The sequence below is a fragment of the uncultured Campylobacter sp. genome, assembly GCF_937997465.1.
In the GTDB taxonomy this organism is placed as follows: domain Bacteria; phylum Campylobacterota; class Campylobacteria; order Campylobacterales; family Campylobacteraceae; genus Campylobacter_A.
Genome location: NZ_CALKTQ010000239.1, coordinates 1 through 15803, shown reverse-complemented (window position 1 = coordinate 15803; position 15803 = coordinate 1). Strand labels below are relative to the sequence as shown.

The following is a 15803-nucleotide window of genomic DNA, read 5'->3' as shown; positions in this document are numbered from 1 at the left end:
AAACGCGGCGTAAACGACCTTTAGAAATTTGCCGAAGTAGCTCTCTAATCTGCCGTGGGAGATGATGGCTAGGATATTTTCTAGCGAAACGTCGATACAAGCGACGAATTTTAACTCCCCTTTGTCGTCATATATCGGTGTGGACGCCGTCACGCACAGCTCGCCCGTTAGCGAGGACGGATACGGGTCGCTTAGCACGCAGCGCTTCTCGCGCACCGCGGTGTAATAATAAGACTTATTGCTGCAGTTTTCGCCGCCGCCGGCTTTGTATTTTTCATTTAAGCTCACGGTGTCGCCTATTTGCACGCCGTTTGCGTCAAGCACGTAAAAAGCGTCAAAATCCTCTATCTCGTGCGCCATTTTATCAAAGCCGCTTTTTATTGACTCGGCGTTTACTCCTGGCAGCCTGTTTGGCAAATTTTTACTAAAAAGATAGCATATATAGGCTCTAGCCTTGTATCTTAACTCCGAAAACCTCTGTATATCTTGTAACGTCAAATTTATTCCTTATTTAGCGCGTGATTAAACTCGGGCACGATCTCTTTTAGCCCCGCTGCGACGTCGTCCGCGTGCGTTAAATTTTTAATTTGCTCGTTTAGTTTAGCTAGGTCGTATTCGCCCGAGTGCGTCACGAAAATAGACTGAAACTCGGTTTTTACGTCGTCTTTGTTTATTAAAAGTTCCTCGTAAAGCTTCTCTCCCGGGCGGAGGCCGACGAATTCGACGCCTAGGTGCTCTTTGTTTGATAAAATCAGCATCTTTTTGGCTAGATCGGCGATCTTTATTGGCTCGCCCATATCAAGCACGAAAAGCTCGCCGCCTTTTGCGATCGAAGCAGCCTGAAGCACGAGCTGACAAGCCTCGGAAACCAGCATAAAGTACCTCGTGATATCAGGGTGCGTGACGGTTAGCGGTTTATTGTTTTCGATTTGTTCTTTAAATTTCGGTATTACGCTACCGCTTGAGCCTAGCACGTTGCCAAAGCGCACCGCGACGATCTCAGTTTTAGCAGGTAAATTTGAGTTTAGCGCGTAAAGCTCGCACACGCGCTTGGTCGCACCCATTATGTTTGTCGGGCGCACAGCCTTATCGGAGGATATCATCACGACCTTGCTAACGCCGTATTCTATGGACAAATCAATCAAAATTTTAGTGCCGATTATGTTATTTACGACTGCGGCTTTCGGGTTTGCTTCGCAAAGCGGCACGTGCTTATAGGCTGCGGCATGGATAGCGATCTGCGGTTTAAACTCCTCAAAAACCGCGCGCAGATCATCCTCGTTTACGATATTTATCATCTTGCTCACGGTTTTGTCGCTGTGAGTTATCTCGCCGATTTTATAGAGATTAAACTCGCTGTGATCGATCATGATTAGCTTGCTAACGCCAAATTTGAGGCACTGCTTGCAAATTTCACTACCGATACTACCGCCTGCTCCCGTAACTAAAACAACCTTACCGCCTAAAAACTTCTCCACCGCGCTGCTATCTAGGTCTTTTGGCTTTCTAGCTAGCAGATCTTCGATCGAGATATCCTTGATCGCATCCTTACCGGTGCCAAACATAGAAAAAATCTTGATATCGCGGATACCGTAAGCCGTAAGCTCGTCAAAAAGCTCCGCTAGCTCGTCTTGACCCAGAGCTAGCGCGATGATGGCGGTTTTTGCGTTATATTCTTTGATCAAATTTGCGATTTCGCTCTTTGGCTGCACCAAAAATCCGTCGCAGTAAGTACCGACTAGATCGCTCCTGCCGTCTACCACGCCTACCGCATATAGATCGATATAGCCCTGCCTAAGCCCTTTTAAAACATGTAGCGCCTTTGACGTAGCGCCGATAACGACGCATGGCTCGCCCGTATGAGGCTTTTTAGAAAAGTCCAAAAACATACGCTTGGCGATCCTTAAATTTCCGATTAGCAGGCACGAGATGATAAAGTCTATAAAAACCACGCTTCGCGGAAACGGGTTGAAAACCGCGGGCATCGCAAAATAAACGATCCAAAAGCAAACTATCGCGCAAAGATGAACGAGGAAAATTTTCCTCGCTTCGTTTAGTCCAAAAAATCTCCACGGCACCTTGTAAATTTTAAAAAGCCACATGAAAAATAGCTTTAAAACCACCATCGTAACGCAGCCCGCGACCAGCCCGCCCTTAAAATAATCAGGCAACACGCCGCTAAATCTAAGCAAATACGCTAGATAAAATGACGCTGCAAATATCACGATGTCAAAGGTTAGAAAAAACGCAAGCCGCTTTAGCTTCGTCGCTTTAAACATTTATAAATTTTCCTTTACGATTTTTACCACTCGCGCGAACTCCTCGTCCCCCATCGCCGTGCCGCTAGGCAGGCAGATACCGCGCGCAAACATCTCCTCGCTAGTCCCGTCCGTAAACGCTAGCGCCCCTTCAAACACCGGCTGCATATGCATCGGCTTCCAAAGAGGACGGCTTTCTATGTTTTCTTTAGCTAGTGCGTATATCACGCGCAGATGCGCACCTTTTTCTTTAAATAGCGCGGTCGTTAGCCAACGGTTGCCGCGAGAATTTGCAATCTCTGGCATAAACTCAAGCTCAGGAAGCTCTTTTTGATATTTTTCAAAAATTTCTCGTTTTTTTATAACGCGCTGCTCGAGCACCTCCATCTGCGCCGTTCCTATCGCGCCAAGGACGTTGCTTAGGCGGTAGTTGTAGCCGTAGTCTTTGTGCTCGTAGTGCAAAAAGGGCTCCCTAGCTTGCGTGCTGTAAAATCTCGCCTTCTCGACGAGCTCTCTTTCGCCCACTAGCATGCCGCCGCCGCTTGTGGTGATGATTTTGTTGCCGTTAAAGCTATATGCGCCCAGTCGTCCGAACGTACCCAGCGCCTTGCCGTTATAAAAGCCGCCCAGCGCCTCGGCCGCGTCCTCGACCACGGCGATGTTTTCTTGTTCGCATATCTCGCAGATCTCTTTCATCTTTGCCGCCTGACCGTAAAGGTGCGTGACGACGAGCGCTTTTGGCTTTTTAGGCGAGTTTGCGATCGCCTTTTTTAGCAGCTCGGGGCTTAGATTCCAGCTTTCGTCGCTATCGACAAAAACGGGCGTCGCGCCTTGATAAAGTATCGGGCTGACGGACGCCATAAAGGTAAACGTAGAGGCTAACACCACGTCTCCCGCGCCGATACCTAGCACTCTTAGCGCCAAGTGGATCGCCGACGTGCCGGAATTTAGCGCCAGCGCATCGGGCGCGCCCGCGTAGCTTGAGACGCTTGCTTCAAATTTATTCACGTATTCGCCAAGCGGCGCGATGTAGTTGCTCTTAAAGACCTCGTTTATGTACTCTTGCTCTTTGCCGCTCATGTGCGGCGGACTTAGGAAAATTCTTTGCATTATTATTCCTTAAATAAATTTACGCATTGTAGCACTTAAAATCTAAATATTTTTATAAAAACTCGTTTAAATTTGCTTTTAGGCCGTAGAAAATGGGGATTTTGTTAAATTTTGCGTCAAAATGTATTTTGGAACTGCAAATTTGACGCAGCAAATGATATTTATATATTTTGCCTGTGCCGACTTTTGTCGCTACGGACGTAAATTTGACGAGCGATATTTTGGCTCTCAAATTTAGCTCAAATTTCGCCTAACTTTAGCGGGATTACCGTAGGCGACGCTACCGTCTGCGATATCTCGTACTACGACGCTGCCCGCTCCGATGATACAGTTTGCACCGATTTTTATGCACTGCACTGCGCAAGATCCTATGCCTACGTGGGTATTTGCACCAACGATCACGCCGCCCGCTAACGCCGCGTTTGGGCTAACGTGGGCAAAATCGCCGATCTCGCAGTCATGCTCGATGATCGCGCCAGTGTTTATTATCGCACCCTCGCCTATTACAGCGCGCGCGTTTATGACGGCATTTGGCATCACGACCGCGCCCTCGCCTATTTGCGCGCTAGCGCTTACTACCGCGCTTGGATGGATCAAATTTACTATGACAAAGCCCGCGTTTTTTACTCTTTCTTGCAGGATGCGCCTGATTTTATTATCTCCGATAGCTACGATCACGTCCGCTTTTTCTAAGCTCGGGTCAAATTTGAGCACGTTTTTGCCGTCAAATTTGGCATCGTCTAAAAACACGACCTCGCCGTATCCGCAGGCTCTTGCTACGTCCGCGACGACGGCTCCGTGTCCGCTAAAGCCGTAAACGTAAATTTTAGTTGCGGCCATTAAATTTCTCCGTCGTGGCCATGCCTTCTTTACTTACACCGCTTCGTTTTAACACCTTTTGCACCGTTAAAATCGCGATTTTCACGTCCAGCGTAAAGCTAAGCTCGCGGACGTATCTCGCGTCAAATTTAAACTTCTCCGCCCAGCTGATCGCGTTGCGGCCGTTTACCTGCGCTAGTCCCGTGATACCCGGTCTCACGTCATGGCGGGTTGCCTGCTCGGCGTCGTAAAGAGGCAGGTACTCAACCAAAAGCGGACGCGGCCCGATGAAGCTCATATCGCCTTTTAGCACGTTAAAAAGCTGCGGCAACTCATCAAGGCTCAGGCTTCGGATGGTCTTGCCGACGCCGCTTAGGCGCAGCTCGTCGGGCAGCAGTTCGCCGTCCGCACCGCGCTCGTCGCTCATCGTTTTAAATTTGTAAATTTTAAAAATTTTAGCGTGCAAACCCGGGCGCGCCTGCGTAAAAATGACGCCCTTGCTAACCTTAAAATATATCAAAACTGCAACAACCGCCATAATCGGCAGCGTCAGTACGATTAAAAAAATCGCACCGCAAATATCCAGTAATCTCTTAAAAAACGCTCTATACATCGATAAATTTCCTATAAATTTCTATATATTTTCGCGCGACCGCTCGCTCGTCAAACTCGCGCAGGGCGAGCTCCCGTCCGTTTCGGCCCATTTGCGAGGCCAAATTTTCGTCGTTTAGTAAAATTTCTATCTTTGCGGCTAGGTCGGCGGAGCTTTTTACCTCGCAAAGCAGGCCGTTAAAGCCATTCGTCACGGCCTCGTTACATCCTGCCACATCGCTAGCTACGACTGGCCTACCCATACTCATCGCCTCTAAAACCGTGCGCGGAAAGCCCTCTTTGTAGCTTGGAAGCGCAAGCAGATAGCTAGTCTTTAAAAGCTCTGGCACGTCGTCTCTAGCGCCCAGATACCGCACGGCGCCGCCCTTTAAAAACTTCACGTCTGCCGTGCTTTTGTTCCCTTCAAATCCTTCGCCCGCAAATACAAACGCGCAGTCCTCGCGCCCGCGCAAAAGCTCTGCCGCCTCGTAAAACTCTCGCACGCCCTTGTGCCACATCGCGCGCGCTATCATCAGCACTATCTTTTTGCCGCGCAGATCCTCGCCCAAATTTGCGGCCGACACGCTGTTTTCGTCAAATTTGAGTGTATCCACGCCCACACTTTTTATCTTAAAAATTTTCTCCTCGGCTATCAAACCGCGGCTCAAAAAATACGCCGGATCGGCCTCGTTTACGAACACGCAGCCGTCGCTCATATTTAGCGCTTTTTTATAAAGCGTCTCGATCGCAGCACGTACTAGACGGGTTTTTAAGTCGTTATCGATATAAAAGCTGCCAAGCCCCTCGACCAAATTTATCACGCGCTTTATGCCCACTTTTTTAGCCGCAAAGGTGCCAAATACGTTTGACTTGTGCGCCGAGGTTTGCAGCAGATCCAAATTTAACCCGCGTAAAATCTCGGCGAGCTTTTTTGAGTTTTCAAGCACGGTTAGAGGATTTAAGCTCGCGCGGTCAAGCTCGTACGTCACGCAGTTAAACTCGCTTTTTAGCCTATCCGTGTAGTCGCCCTTTGGCGCGATAGCAAACACCTCATGCCCGAGCCGCTTTAGCTCGCGCATGATCGGCGCGCGGAAAAAGTAAATGCTCATATCGGCGTGACTCAAAAATCCAAATTTAGCCATTTTAAAAAATATCCTTTAAATTTTGCGCCCTCATCTTAGCAACCTATAAATTTTAACCGCGCCGTTTAAAACGACCGGCTCAAAGAGATCTTTGTCGTAGTTTTCGAGCACGAAAAGCTGTATATAGGCCGAGTTTAGCACCGCTTCGTCAAGCACCAAAAACCGCCTGTAATCCTTCATAAAAATGAGATAAATTTTACCGTCCGCGTCCATCTCGTGCTTTTTGACGACCAGCTTATCCTTTTCGTCGTAGCTTGTTTCAAAGTACGTATTTACGGATATTTCGCGCTCGCCGATATAGACTTTTGACGCGTCGCCAGATACGCTAAACCCTCCGCCGATATTTATCGTATCGCCGTCCACCGAGTAAGGTTTGCCCGGATAAAATATCGCTCCATACTCCTCGCCGCTGTTTAGATCGAGGTTTGAAAAGCGCAAAACGGCGCTAAAGATATCGATCATGGAGTCAGGCAGATAATAATAAATCTCGCGCGTTTTTTGCGGCGGACGGAAATCCTTGCTATTTAGCGAATACAAAAACGAATTTACGCTCGTGGCGTTGTAGTCTTTCATCATTTGGTTCAAATTTAACCCGAATCTCTCGCTGAAATTTCGCTCGGTGTACTCAACCTCTAGGCGCGCCATATTTGCCGACATGCGCTGGTTGCTAGCTAGTGCGAAACTCACGGCGAAGTTATCCCTGCCCAGGTGCTTGCCGCCGTCGATGAGGGTCTTGACGTCTGCGTAGTAGCGGATCGGATAGCCGTAGTCCCACCACGCCAGCACGTAGTCTTCGCGCCCCGCGATTTTGTGCAGTTTATCTAGGCTCTCGACCTCGCTTTTGGCAAAAACGGTGCCGACTTTGTAGCCGTAAATGTGCTCAAGGCACGGCATCAAGGATATCGCAGCGATACAAAAGATGCAAATTTTTTCTAAAAGCGCGTGTTTTTTGAGCGAGCTTAGGCCTGAGACCATAAAATAAGCCGCCCCACAAATAAGCGTCGCCGCCGCAAACGTGGCTAGATATACGCCAAAGCTCGCCTCACCGTCAAAATTTGGCGCAAAAACAGGAGATTTGCCGTGCAAAAGACTGTAATATTTATCAAAATACAAAAAGAAAAACGCAAAAAACGCCGCTAAACAAACGGTACAAAATTTGTCTAAAATTTTATCTTTTTTGAAAAAACTCACGCAAAGCGCCGCAAAATATCCAAATCCTATCGCCATCACGGGTACGGAGTAGATCGTAAATCTAAGCCCGCCTTTTAGCGCCAAAAACCCAAGTAGCAGCATCGGAAGCGCGAGCAAAAAGGAGCGAAATTTAACGCACAGCGCCGCGACTCCAACGAGCGACAAGGCAAATGTGACGATATGCCCGCTGATACGCTTAGCAAAAGCGTTTATCGACTCGAACTCAAACGAATAATCACTCATTTCCATTATCGTTTTATTTACGTTATAAAAATGAAAAACCGGCTCGCTACTCTCAGAAACCCCGCGAAATATGTAAAATTTAAGCTGAAATAAAATTTGATTTAGCCCACCGCTAAAGCCAAGCAAACCTACGGCCAGAGCTAGGCACGCGGCTACTACGCGCCTGTCCCAGATCTGCGGACGAAATCTCATCGCTAGATAAAGCGCGACGACAAGCGCGCTTTTAGCGTAAAAATCGATATACGTAAGTGCAACTATCATCAAAATAGCCGCCTCGTAATTTAGCGCGTTTTTTCTATCAAAAATCAAAGTATAGAGCAAAAATGCGCCCAGCATGGCAAAATTTAGCGAGTAAGAGCTCGGATACCACCAGTCGTTTATCAGGATAAAAATCGGGATAAAAATGAGATCGTTTACGTTCTTTTTCTGCGCGAGGCGTATCATCACCCAGACGCTAAACGCGGGCAGAACGATCGTGAGCATGTCGGTGTCGTAGTAGCCGGCCATCGTGCGGTTGTAGTAGCTGTTTGCGATACTAGCTAGCAAGGCCGCCGCAAAGCCCATGCCAGGCATCTCGTACTCTTTGGCTATCAAAATCACTGGAATAACGATAAGAGAGCTAAAAAATACGCTCATATAAAGCAAAATACTCTCGAAGCTAAAAGGCAAAATTTGATACAAAAAATACGTAAGTGTGGGCATCGAACGGCCGTAGTAGCTAAGGTCGTTTGGCTGATGAAAGCCCGCTATCATGTCGCGCGCGCCCTCGGCAAAGGCGTAGCCGTCGTTCGTGCTGATCATAAGCTGATCGTTCCAGAAAAAGTGCTGATATTCGCCCGCCCAGTACACCCAGTACAGCCTGCAAACCACGCTAAAAATAAACGCCGCAAGCATCAAAAAGAAAGTCTGTTTTGAAAATTTAAATTTATCTAAGAGTCCCGAAATTTTACTCGCCATTTTCACCCTCTAAATATCCTATGAGCTGCGCCGCGACGGCGTTTTTATCAAATTTTGCTACGCGGCCATAAGCTCTTTTTTCATAATCTTGCCTCAAATTTTCATCCTCAAGCGCTCGCCTCATCGCCGCCTCCATCGCTTTTTCGTCATCAACGGGAGTTAAAATGCCGTACTCATCGTCGCCAAGAAGCTCTCTAGCGCCGCTTTTGTGATCGGTAGAGATGATAAATCTCTCGCAAGCAAGCGCCTCCAAAAGCACGTTTGAAAAGCCCTCAAACCGCGAAGCGCAAAGGAAACACTCGGAGTTTTTGATAAATTTAAACGGATTTTTGTCCGTGCCTAGTAGCTTTACGCGCGAGCTTACGCCAAGCTCGTCGATCAAATTTTGAAGCTCGCCTTGCAAAGGCCCCTTGCCTAAAATTCCAAGAGTCGCACGCTCATCGTTTAAATTTGCGATTATTTTTATTAGCATGGCTTGATTTTTACCGCTATCAAGCCGCCCGATGTTTAGAAAAAAGGGCTTAAATTTATCCTCTAGCGGCTCATCGGCAAGAGTTGTTATCGCCGCCAAATCGACCGCGTTATATAGCACCTTAGTTTTTGCGGCTTCGCAGCCGAAATTTCTCACTAGATCATCGGCATTTCCCTGTGCGTTAGCAAGTATAAGATCGGCTCTAGGATAGAGCGCCTTAACTAAAATTCTATTAGCAAGGCCGCTAAGCCCGCTTTTATAGATGACCGACGGACAGCTGCGCTCGCTTATCACCATCCGTCCTTTTAGGCCTAAAATTTTAGCCGCTAAAGCCGCGTAGCAAGGGCGGTTCATCAAAACAAAATGTGCATCGATACCCAAAATTTCGCAAAGTTTTTTGTATTTTAGAGCTAAAGAGGGTAGCGCAAAAGCAAGGCGAAAAAGCTTTTTTACGCCGCTTTCATAGGGGTCCGAGCGCTCGAGAAAGTGAATTTTAACTGCGCTTGGTATCTCGTAGACTACGACCTCGCTCATTAAAACGAGATGAACTTCGTATTTTTCGCACAGAGCGGGGAGTAAATTTGAGACCACGCGCTCCGCGCCGCCCGGCCCCATCGAGTAGAGAAAAACGGCTAATTTTTTCATTCGCCGTGCGTTTTTTTGTATATCCAAACGCGAATTTTAGTTAAAAACAAAATCATAGACTTTGGAAACGGGCTTAAAATCAGCATCGCCAGCGCTTCTTTTGTAAATTTAAATTTGAGGCTTTTAAAAAGATACTTGTACATTTTTCTGTATTCGCCGCCAAATTTCGCATAGTATGCCGCCATTTTATATAGGATCGCGATGTGAGCGTCGTTTACGCGGAATTTAGGCTCGGCCGAATTTGCCCCGTTTGCGCTAGCTTGAGCGTTTTTATCGCCGATCTTTTGCAAAATGAGCTCCGCAGTCATCGCGTAACCTTTCATTATGCAAAGCGGGCGTTTAAACGAGTTTATCGTGACGCTGTCGCTGCGGTGAAAGCGGTAAATGCGCACGGCGTCGTGCAAATAGTAAGCAGGAAGGTCGAAAAGGTAGATCCAAAGCGTATTTTCGCTACCGTAAAGCCCCTTTTCAAAACGCCTCTGCCCGATCGCATCACGGCGAAACATTATCAAAAACTCGCCCGTTATCTTGCCGTCGTAGTAGTCTTGCGGCGAGATTTCTCCGCTTTTATTTAGTCCAAATCCCGAAAATTTCGTCGTCGGCTCGCCATCAATCTCAAAATAACAATTCGCCCAGACGCTAGCATACCCCTGCTCCAGCACGGCTGCCATCTTGCTTATAGCGCCTTCTATTAGCAGGTCATCGTCGTCTAAAATCACGAAAGCATTGCCGCTAGCGTGGTCAAAACCGTTATTTTTATTGCCGTTTGGACCGCGATCGTAGGTTTGGTTTGAGACGTATTTTACGTTGTCAAATTTAGCGACGTAACTTTGCGCAAGCTCGCGCGTACCGTCATTCGAGTTATCGTCGCTGATTATGATCTCTTTATTTTCGTAGTCTTGAGCTAGTGCGCTTTTTAGGGCGGCTTCAAAAAGCTCTTTGCGGTTGTAAGTTGGGATTATTATGCTTACCTTTAGCATTTTAGTTCTTTATATTTTGCGTGATAAAATCCATCCACTTTTGATAAATTTGATCGGTTTTAAAGGCGTTTTTGCGCTCGTTGGCGTTTTTTACCAGCTCTTGCCTAAGCTCCTCGTCGCGCATCAAGAGTTCGATTTTACTTCCGAGCGCTTTTACGTCGTCTATCGGTACCAAAAATCCGTCCTTTCCGTCCTCAATAAGCTCTTTTGCGCCGCTTGTAGCAGTCGCCACCCTAGCGCAGTTAAAAAATACGCTCTCGATTAAAACATTCGGCAAGCCCTCGGTTTTGGAGCTTGAGACTAAAATTTTATACCTTTCGTAAAGCGAAGCTACATCGCTCGTTTGCCCGATAAATTCGGCGTTTAGATGCAGTTGCTCGTGCGCGATAAGCTCTAGCCTTTGCCTCTCTTCGCCAGCGCCCGCTATCACGATTTTCCAGTCTTTTAAAAGCTCTTTATCGACTAGGCTCATGGCCTTTAAAAACACGTCGCAGCCCTTAAGCGAGATAAGGCGACCGACGAAAAGGATGATATTTTCCTTCGGCAAGCCCTGTTTTTTAGCTTCAAACATCGGATTGTACATCACGGTTTTATTTTTTACGAAGCTATAGTATTCGTAGTCCTCTTTCGTAAGTACCGTGAGTCCGCTAGCTAACGGATATAGCATGCGGCGCAAAAACAGCCAGCCGCGCCCTTTGAAAAAATCGGCGCTTGAATGCTCGCTGATAAAAAGCGGCTTGTTTATAAATAAATTCGACAAAATCACGTTGATATTGGTGCTGTCCATCGAGGAGATAACGACGTCGAAGTCGCCGTTTTTGATCAAATTTCGCTGATAAAAAAACTTTTTCACGCGCCTTATTAAATTTGCGAAAAAGCCTTTTTTCACCATCGGGAAAGGCAAATCGATCAGCTTTATCCTCTCGTCTAGCTCGTAAAACGGCGGTTTGGTGTCAAATTTTAAAAGCGTTACGTCGTGAAATTTCGCAAAATAGCTCGCTAGCAAGCTCATAACGCGCTCGGCGCCGCCTGCTTGCAGGGTCGAAATTATAAATAAAACCTTCATTCTCTCTCCAAATTTTAATCGGTGCGCGAAAATTTAATAAATCTTCAAAATTATTGATTTTATAAATTTTGAGCTTTATAATCGCTTAGTTTCTTATCTTTTAAATATCCGCTCATAGCCTAAAATTGCTGCTTCAAGGCGCGTTGCGGCGACATATTTTAAGCTGTTTAGGCGAGCTAGCGGGGAGACCTTTACCTGCGCTCTTTGCACCCGCTCGGCTTGGATATTTGAGTCCGCTAGATCTGTCGGATGAGCAAAGATATCGCTAAAATACATCTTTAAGCCGTTTTGCAAAAGCAAAATTCTCCAAAAATCAGCCACGCAAAGTGCCTTTTTGTGCGTTTGCAAGATCTTTTCCGCCGCGCGCCTATCAAGCACGTAAGCAGCCGCTCGGTAGATCGTGCCGTAAGAGCGCTTTGAGACCAGCCAAAAATCATCCTCCAGCTTTTTGCCAAATGCACTAAATCGCCCCTCTAGCCCGTCTTGCGCGCCGCAAATGAGCGCCGAGCCTTCGTCCATCTTAGCAGCCGTTTCAAACGCCTTTTTCACGCCGTCCTCGTCTCCGATAACGTCGTCTTCTAAAATGAGAGCAAATTTGGCGTCGCTTTTTAAAAACTCCTCGTAAGCGCGCATGTGAGAGAGCGAGCAGCCGACCTCGGACGGGCTTAACAGCCTGCCGTAGGCCTCAAGGCTAGCTAGCGCGTAGCCATAGTACTCCTTTGCGCTCATAGCCCTGCCGTCGGTCGCCTCGACAAGCTTAAATTCGCCGTAGTTTTTAAACCGCCCTTTTAGCTTTTCTCGGCGCGCCTCGTCGCTTTTTAGCGAAATAACGAATACTAAATTTTTCATCTTTTAAACTTCGATTTGATCTTATTTATCACGATTAGTTGCTCTCTTTTATCAAATATCAAAAATAAGCTCGCGGCGTAACCGAGCGCAAGTAAAACCGCCGAATACGCGGCAAATTCGCTCCAGCTTGAAATCTGCACGAAATTTCGCAGCCAAAAAAACAGCCCGCAAACAGCTACAAAAACGGCCAAATTTTTAAAATAAACGCCATAAAAAGTGGTAAGCGGCAAGCTCAAATTTAAGGCGGCATTTATGAGGTCAAACCCCAAAATGCGCACCGAATAAAGTGCGGCGCCGACGATCGCCATACCGTAAATACCGTAAGGTGTAAATTTAAGCACGGCAATCTGAGCCAAAATCGTGCCGGCACCCAAAATAGTGTTTGCTATCGCGGGGCGTTTTAGTTTATTGGTCGCACTGTCGAGATTAAAAAGCGAAAAAACGTAGCTAATAAATATAATCGGCACCAGGGTTATCATCGAAAGATTATAGATTAGGCTTATCTCATCCGCGCTTTTAAACGGTAGCCAAAGCGTGTAAAATTCGCGTCCAAAAGCCACAAAAATGGCCGCTGGTACGCTCATGACAAAAGCCGTAACTCGCATCGAAAATTTAGCCTCCGCTACAAGCGCGGTCAAATTTGATTTGGAGTAGTGCTCGACGAATTTTGGTGCAAATATCGCGCTAAGCTGCGCCACGAAGCTTTCCAAAATGATCGGAGCCGCCTTTGAAACGGCTAAAATTCCCGTCGCGTTGCCGCTTAAAAAGATATTGCAGATAAACAGATCCATACCGCTCATAAGCACGCGGTTTAGGGCGTTAAAGCTATTATAGACGCCTGATTTCAAAAGCTCTTTTATCCGCGCAAAGTCAAATTCGTGCGGGTTAAATTTAAGCTCGGGAGTGATGCGGCGCGAAACCCAAACGCTCGTAAAAAAAACAAAGAGCGACGCGACTAGAGCGGAGATCGCGATATATGCGATCATTGGTCTAAAAAAATAAAAAAGCGCTACGATGAGAGCGGCCAAAATAGCGCTAGATGCGGCGTTGCGAACTGAGATGATGTAGAGCTTGTTTTTGATAAACATCGAGACGCTGATGACGCCGTTAAAAAGCCCGACGCAAAAATTTATAAAATAAAACGCAAAAGTAAGCCGCACGTCGCCCAGCAGCGCGTCGCTCACGTTTAGCACGCTTTGTAAATTTAAGATAAAAATACCCGCGCCAAGCAAAATAAGAACGCAAAAAAAGATATTTACGACTAGAACCGACGAGTAGTAGGCGTTAGCCGCGCGCGTGCCCCCTCTGTGCCACTCGTACGCGACGAAGCGGCCGCTAACGGAGTTTATCGCAGCAGTCACGACTAAAGCGTAGGCCACGATAGCGTTAGATAGCCCGACAAAGCCGTAGGCTTCGTTGCCTAGGCTTTTTAGAATGTAAGGCGTGAGGAAAAAATTTATCCCCATCGAGACGATAAAAACGACGATGGAGCTGATCAAATTTACGAGCATTACAGCCTTGCGTCGGCGTTTTCGTAAACGTTTTTGATATCGTAAACGAGAGCTTTGCTAAATTTTAACCCTTTAAATTTATCGTGAGCGACGGCGATCACGACGCAGTCGTAGTCCTCCTCGTCAAAGCTTTTTAGCGGCACGATACCGTATTCGCGCTTTACCTCGGCCTCGTCCGCCCACGGATCGTAGACGTCCACGCGGCAACCAAAATCCTTAAGCTCCTCGATCACGTCTATCACGCGCGAGTTACGGATATCCGGGCAGTTTTCTTTAAACGTAAGGCCAAGCACCAAAACGCGAGCCGAATTTATCAAAACGCCCCTTTTTATCATCAGTTTTACGACCTGATCTGCGGCGTATTTGCCCATATTGTCGTTGATGCGGCGTCCGGCTAGGATCATTTCCGGATGAAAGCCAAGCTCCTGCGCCTTGTGCGTGAGGTAGTATGGATCTACGCCGATGCAGTGGCCGCCTACTAGCCCAGGGCGAAAATTTAAGAAATTCCACTTCGTGCCCGCAGCCTGCAAAACGGCGTTCGTGTCGATGTTCATCTTGTTAAATATCATAGCAAGCTCGTTCATAAAGGCGATGTTGATATCGCGCTGCGTGTTTTCGATGACTTTGGCGGCCTCAGCAACCTTGATAGTAGGCGCTTTATGCGTGCCCACCGTTATGATCGAGCGGTAGACCTCATCGACCTTGTCGGCTACCTCGGGCGTCGAGCCGCTAGTGATTTTTTTGATTTTAGTTACGGTGTGCTCTTTATCGCCCGGGTTTATGCGCTCAGGCGAGTATCCGCAGAAAAAGTCCTCGTTAAATTTAAGCCCGCTTTGCTCAAGCAGCGGCACGCAAATCTCCTCCGTGACGCCAGGATACACCGTGCTTTCATACACGACTATATCGCCCTTTTTTAGCACCTTTGCGACGCTTTGCGTGGCTTTTACCACTGGCGTTAGATCGGGACGTTTGTTTTTATCTATCGGCGTCGGGACGGTAACGATAAAGAAATTGCAATCCTTTATATCGTCCAAATTTAGGCTAAATTTCATGCCGTTCTCTATCGCTTTTTTCATCTGCTCGGCGCTAAGCTCCAGCGTGCGGTCATACCCGCTTTTGAGCTCCTCTATGCGGGCGGCATTGACGTCAAAGCCCGTGACTTCGTATTTCTCGCTAAATGCAGCCGCCAAAGGCAGCCCAACGTATCCTAGTCCAATAACGGCTATTTTCATTTATTTTTCCTTTTTAATTTTTTTGGTTCTATCGTTTTTACGCGTTCATACATTCTTATTTCCGCGCCTACTCCTTGCGGAGTTATGATTTTAACGGGGCTAACGCCAGGTAAAATTTGAGTGAATTCGTAATAAACCCGCCTCTTTTTCTTTCCGTCCTTGCAGAGCATCATCGTTTGCGCTAGCTCGTCACCGCCGCTAAATTCATAATAAATCCCGCGCGCGTCCTCTTTTTCCTCGAGTTTTCCGCCGAGTAAAAAGGCAAAGTTGCAGTTGATTTGCATATCTTTAAAAAACGCGACTTCGTATTTAAAATAATCAGGCGGCATCTTTGAAATAGGTAGCTCGAAAATATTTTCCTCGGTTTTCGCCGCGTTTTCGCCCGCCAAAAGCGCAAACGGCAGCGCGCAAGCCGCGATAAAAAGTAAAATTTTCCTCATGCTTTTACTCCGATTTGAAAATACTTAAAGCCCAAATTTGACAGATTTTTCGCGTCGTATTGATTGCGCCCGTCAAAGATCACGGCATTTTTTAGCCGCTGTTTCATCTCCATAAAATCAGGCGACCTAAACTCGCTCCACTCGGTAACCAGCGCGAGCGCGTCGGCGCCGTTTAGCGCGTCGTATTTGTTTGGAGCAAATTTTAAATTTGAGTTAGGTAGATATTTTTTGGCTTCGTTTACGGCTTTTGGATCGTAGGCGACTACGTTTGCGCCCGCGTTTTCTAGCGCTTTTATG

Annotated in this window: 15 protein-coding genes; all 15 read right to left on the bottom strand. The window is 47.1% G+C overall.

Going from position 1 to position 15803, the window contains the following annotated elements; genetic code table 11:
• Window positions 1-498: PDC sensor domain-containing protein (locus Q0546_RS08035; protein WP_298792030.1), on the bottom strand; the 498-nt coding region annotated here is incomplete at its 3' end.
• 2 nt (window positions 499-500) lie between these two features.
• Window positions 501-2279 (bottom strand): UDP-N-acetylglucosamine 4,6-dehydratase (configuration-retaining), encoded by a 1779-nt coding sequence (gene pglF / locus Q0546_RS08030; protein ID WP_298792028.1) that lies wholly within the window; start codon window positions 2277-2279, stop codon window positions 501-503.
• Window positions 2280-3368, bottom strand: coding sequence for a UDP-N-acetylbacillosamine transaminase (gene pglE, locus Q0546_RS08025; RefSeq protein WP_298792025.1), 1089 nt, complete (start codon window positions 3366-3368; stop codon window positions 2280-2282). It lies immediately after the preceding gene.
• A gap of 234 nt (window positions 3369-3602) precedes the next feature.
• On the bottom strand, window positions 3603-4208 hold the full coding sequence (pglD, locus tag Q0546_RS08020; protein ID WP_298792023.1) for a UDP-N-acetylbacillosamine N-acetyltransferase: 606 nt from the start codon (window positions 4206-4208) through the stop codon (window positions 3603-3605).
• A complete protein-coding gene (gene pglC / locus Q0546_RS08015; protein ID WP_298792021.1) occupies window positions 4195-4800 on the bottom strand; it encodes an undecaprenyl phosphate N,N'-diacetylbacillosamine 1-phosphate transferase in 606 nt (201 codons plus the stop codon). Before pglC ends, pglD begins: the two co-directional genes overlap by 14 nt.
• Window positions 4793-5920, bottom strand: coding sequence for a N,N'-diacetylbacillosaminyl-diphospho-undecaprenol alpha-1,3-N-acetylgalactosaminyltransferase (pglA, locus tag Q0546_RS08010; RefSeq protein WP_298792019.1), 1128 nt, complete (start codon window positions 5918-5920; stop codon window positions 4793-4795). Before pglA ends, pglC begins: the two co-directional genes overlap by 8 nt.
• Before the next feature lie 30 nt (window positions 5921-5950).
• Window positions 5951-8311, bottom strand: a complete 2361-nt coding sequence (locus Q0546_RS08005) for an STT3 domain-containing protein (RefSeq protein WP_298792017.1) — start codon at window positions 8309-8311, stop codon at window positions 5951-5953.
• Window positions 8301-9428, bottom strand: coding sequence for a glycosyltransferase (locus tag Q0546_RS08000; protein ID WP_298792015.1), 1128 nt, complete (start codon window positions 9426-9428; stop codon window positions 8301-8303). The genes Q0546_RS08005 and Q0546_RS08000 overlap by 11 nt, the downstream gene beginning before the upstream one ends.
• A complete protein-coding gene (locus Q0546_RS07995; RefSeq protein WP_298792013.1) occupies window positions 9425-10408 on the bottom strand; it encodes a glycosyltransferase family 2 protein in 984 nt (327 codons plus the stop codon). Before Q0546_RS07995 ends, Q0546_RS08000 begins: the two co-directional genes overlap by 4 nt.
• A gap of 1 nt (window position 10409) precedes the next feature.
• Window positions 10410-11474, bottom strand: coding sequence for a glycosyltransferase (locus Q0546_RS07990; RefSeq protein WP_298792011.1), 1065 nt, complete (start codon window positions 11472-11474; stop codon window positions 10410-10412).
• A gap of 93 nt (window positions 11475-11567) precedes the next feature.
• On the bottom strand, window positions 11568-12323 hold the full coding sequence (locus tag Q0546_RS07985; RefSeq protein ID WP_298792009.1) for a glycosyltransferase family 25 protein: 756 nt from the start codon (window positions 12321-12323) through the stop codon (window positions 11568-11570).
• Window positions 12320-13834: an MATE family efflux transporter gene (locus Q0546_RS07980; protein ID WP_298792007.1), complete on the bottom strand. Its 1515-nt coding sequence runs from the start codon at window positions 13832-13834 to the stop codon at window positions 12320-12322. Before Q0546_RS07980 ends, Q0546_RS07985 begins: the two co-directional genes overlap by 4 nt.
• Complete coding sequence (tviB, locus tag Q0546_RS07975; RefSeq protein ID WP_298792006.1) at window positions 13834-15066, bottom strand: Vi polysaccharide biosynthesis UDP-N-acetylglucosamine C-6 dehydrogenase TviB; 1233 nt, start codon at window positions 15064-15066, stop codon at window positions 13834-13836. The genes Q0546_RS07980 and tviB overlap by 1 nt, the downstream gene beginning before the upstream one ends.
• Window positions 15063-15506: an ecotin family protein gene (locus Q0546_RS07970; RefSeq protein WP_298792004.1), complete on the bottom strand. Its 444-nt coding sequence runs from the start codon at window positions 15504-15506 to the stop codon at window positions 15063-15065. The genes tviB and Q0546_RS07970 overlap by 4 nt, the downstream gene beginning before the upstream one ends.
• Window positions 15503-15803 (bottom strand): UDP-glucose/GDP-mannose dehydrogenase family protein (locus Q0546_RS07965; RefSeq protein WP_298792002.1); only part of this gene is annotated, 301 nt, incomplete at its 5' end. The genes Q0546_RS07965 and Q0546_RS07970, both read right to left, overlap by 4 nt.

Coding starts and splice junctions, on each gene's coding strand:
- pglF (WP_298792028.1), bottom strand. CDS start 2,279: ATGTTTAAAGCGACGAAGCTAAAGCGGCTTGCGTTTTTTCTAACCTTT.
- pglE (WP_298792025.1), bottom strand. CDS start 3,368: ATGCAAAGAATTTTCCTAAGTCCGCCGCACATGAGCGGCAAAGAGCAA.
- pglD (WP_298792023.1), bottom strand. CDS start 4,208: ATGGCCGCAACTAAAATTTACGTTTACGGCTTTAGCGGACACGGAGCC.
- pglC (WP_298792021.1), bottom strand. CDS start 4,800: ATGTATAGAGCGTTTTTTAAGAGATTACTGGATATTTGCGGTGCGATT.
- pglA (WP_298792019.1), bottom strand. CDS start 5,920: ATGGCTAAATTTGGATTTTTGAGTCACGCCGATATGAGCATTTACTTT.
- Q0546_RS08005 (WP_298792017.1), bottom strand. CDS start 8,311: ATGGCGAGTAAAATTTCGGGACTCTTAGATAAATTTAAATTTTCAAAA.
- Q0546_RS08000 (WP_298792015.1), bottom strand. CDS start 9,428: ATGAAAAAATTAGCCGTTTTTCTCTACTCGATGGGGCCGGGCGGCGCG.
- Q0546_RS07995 (WP_298792013.1), bottom strand. CDS start 10,408: ATGCTAAAGGTAAGCATAATAATCCCAACTTACAACCGCAAAGAGCTT.
- Q0546_RS07990 (WP_298792011.1), bottom strand. CDS start 11,474: ATGAAGGTTTTATTTATAATTTCGACCCTGCAAGCAGGCGGCGCCGAG.
- Q0546_RS07985 (WP_298792009.1), bottom strand. CDS start 12,323: ATGAAAAATTTAGTATTCGTTATTTCGCTAAAAAGCGACGAGGCGCGC.
- Q0546_RS07980 (WP_298792007.1), bottom strand. CDS start 13,834: ATGCTCGTAAATTTGATCAGCTCCATCGTCGTTTTTATCGTCTCGATG.
- tviB (WP_298792006.1), bottom strand. CDS start 15,066: ATGAAAATAGCCGTTATTGGACTAGGATACGTTGGGCTGCCTTTGGCG.
- Q0546_RS07970 (WP_298792004.1), bottom strand. CDS start 15,506: ATGAGGAAAATTTTACTTTTTATCGCGGCTTGCGCGCTGCCGTTTGCG.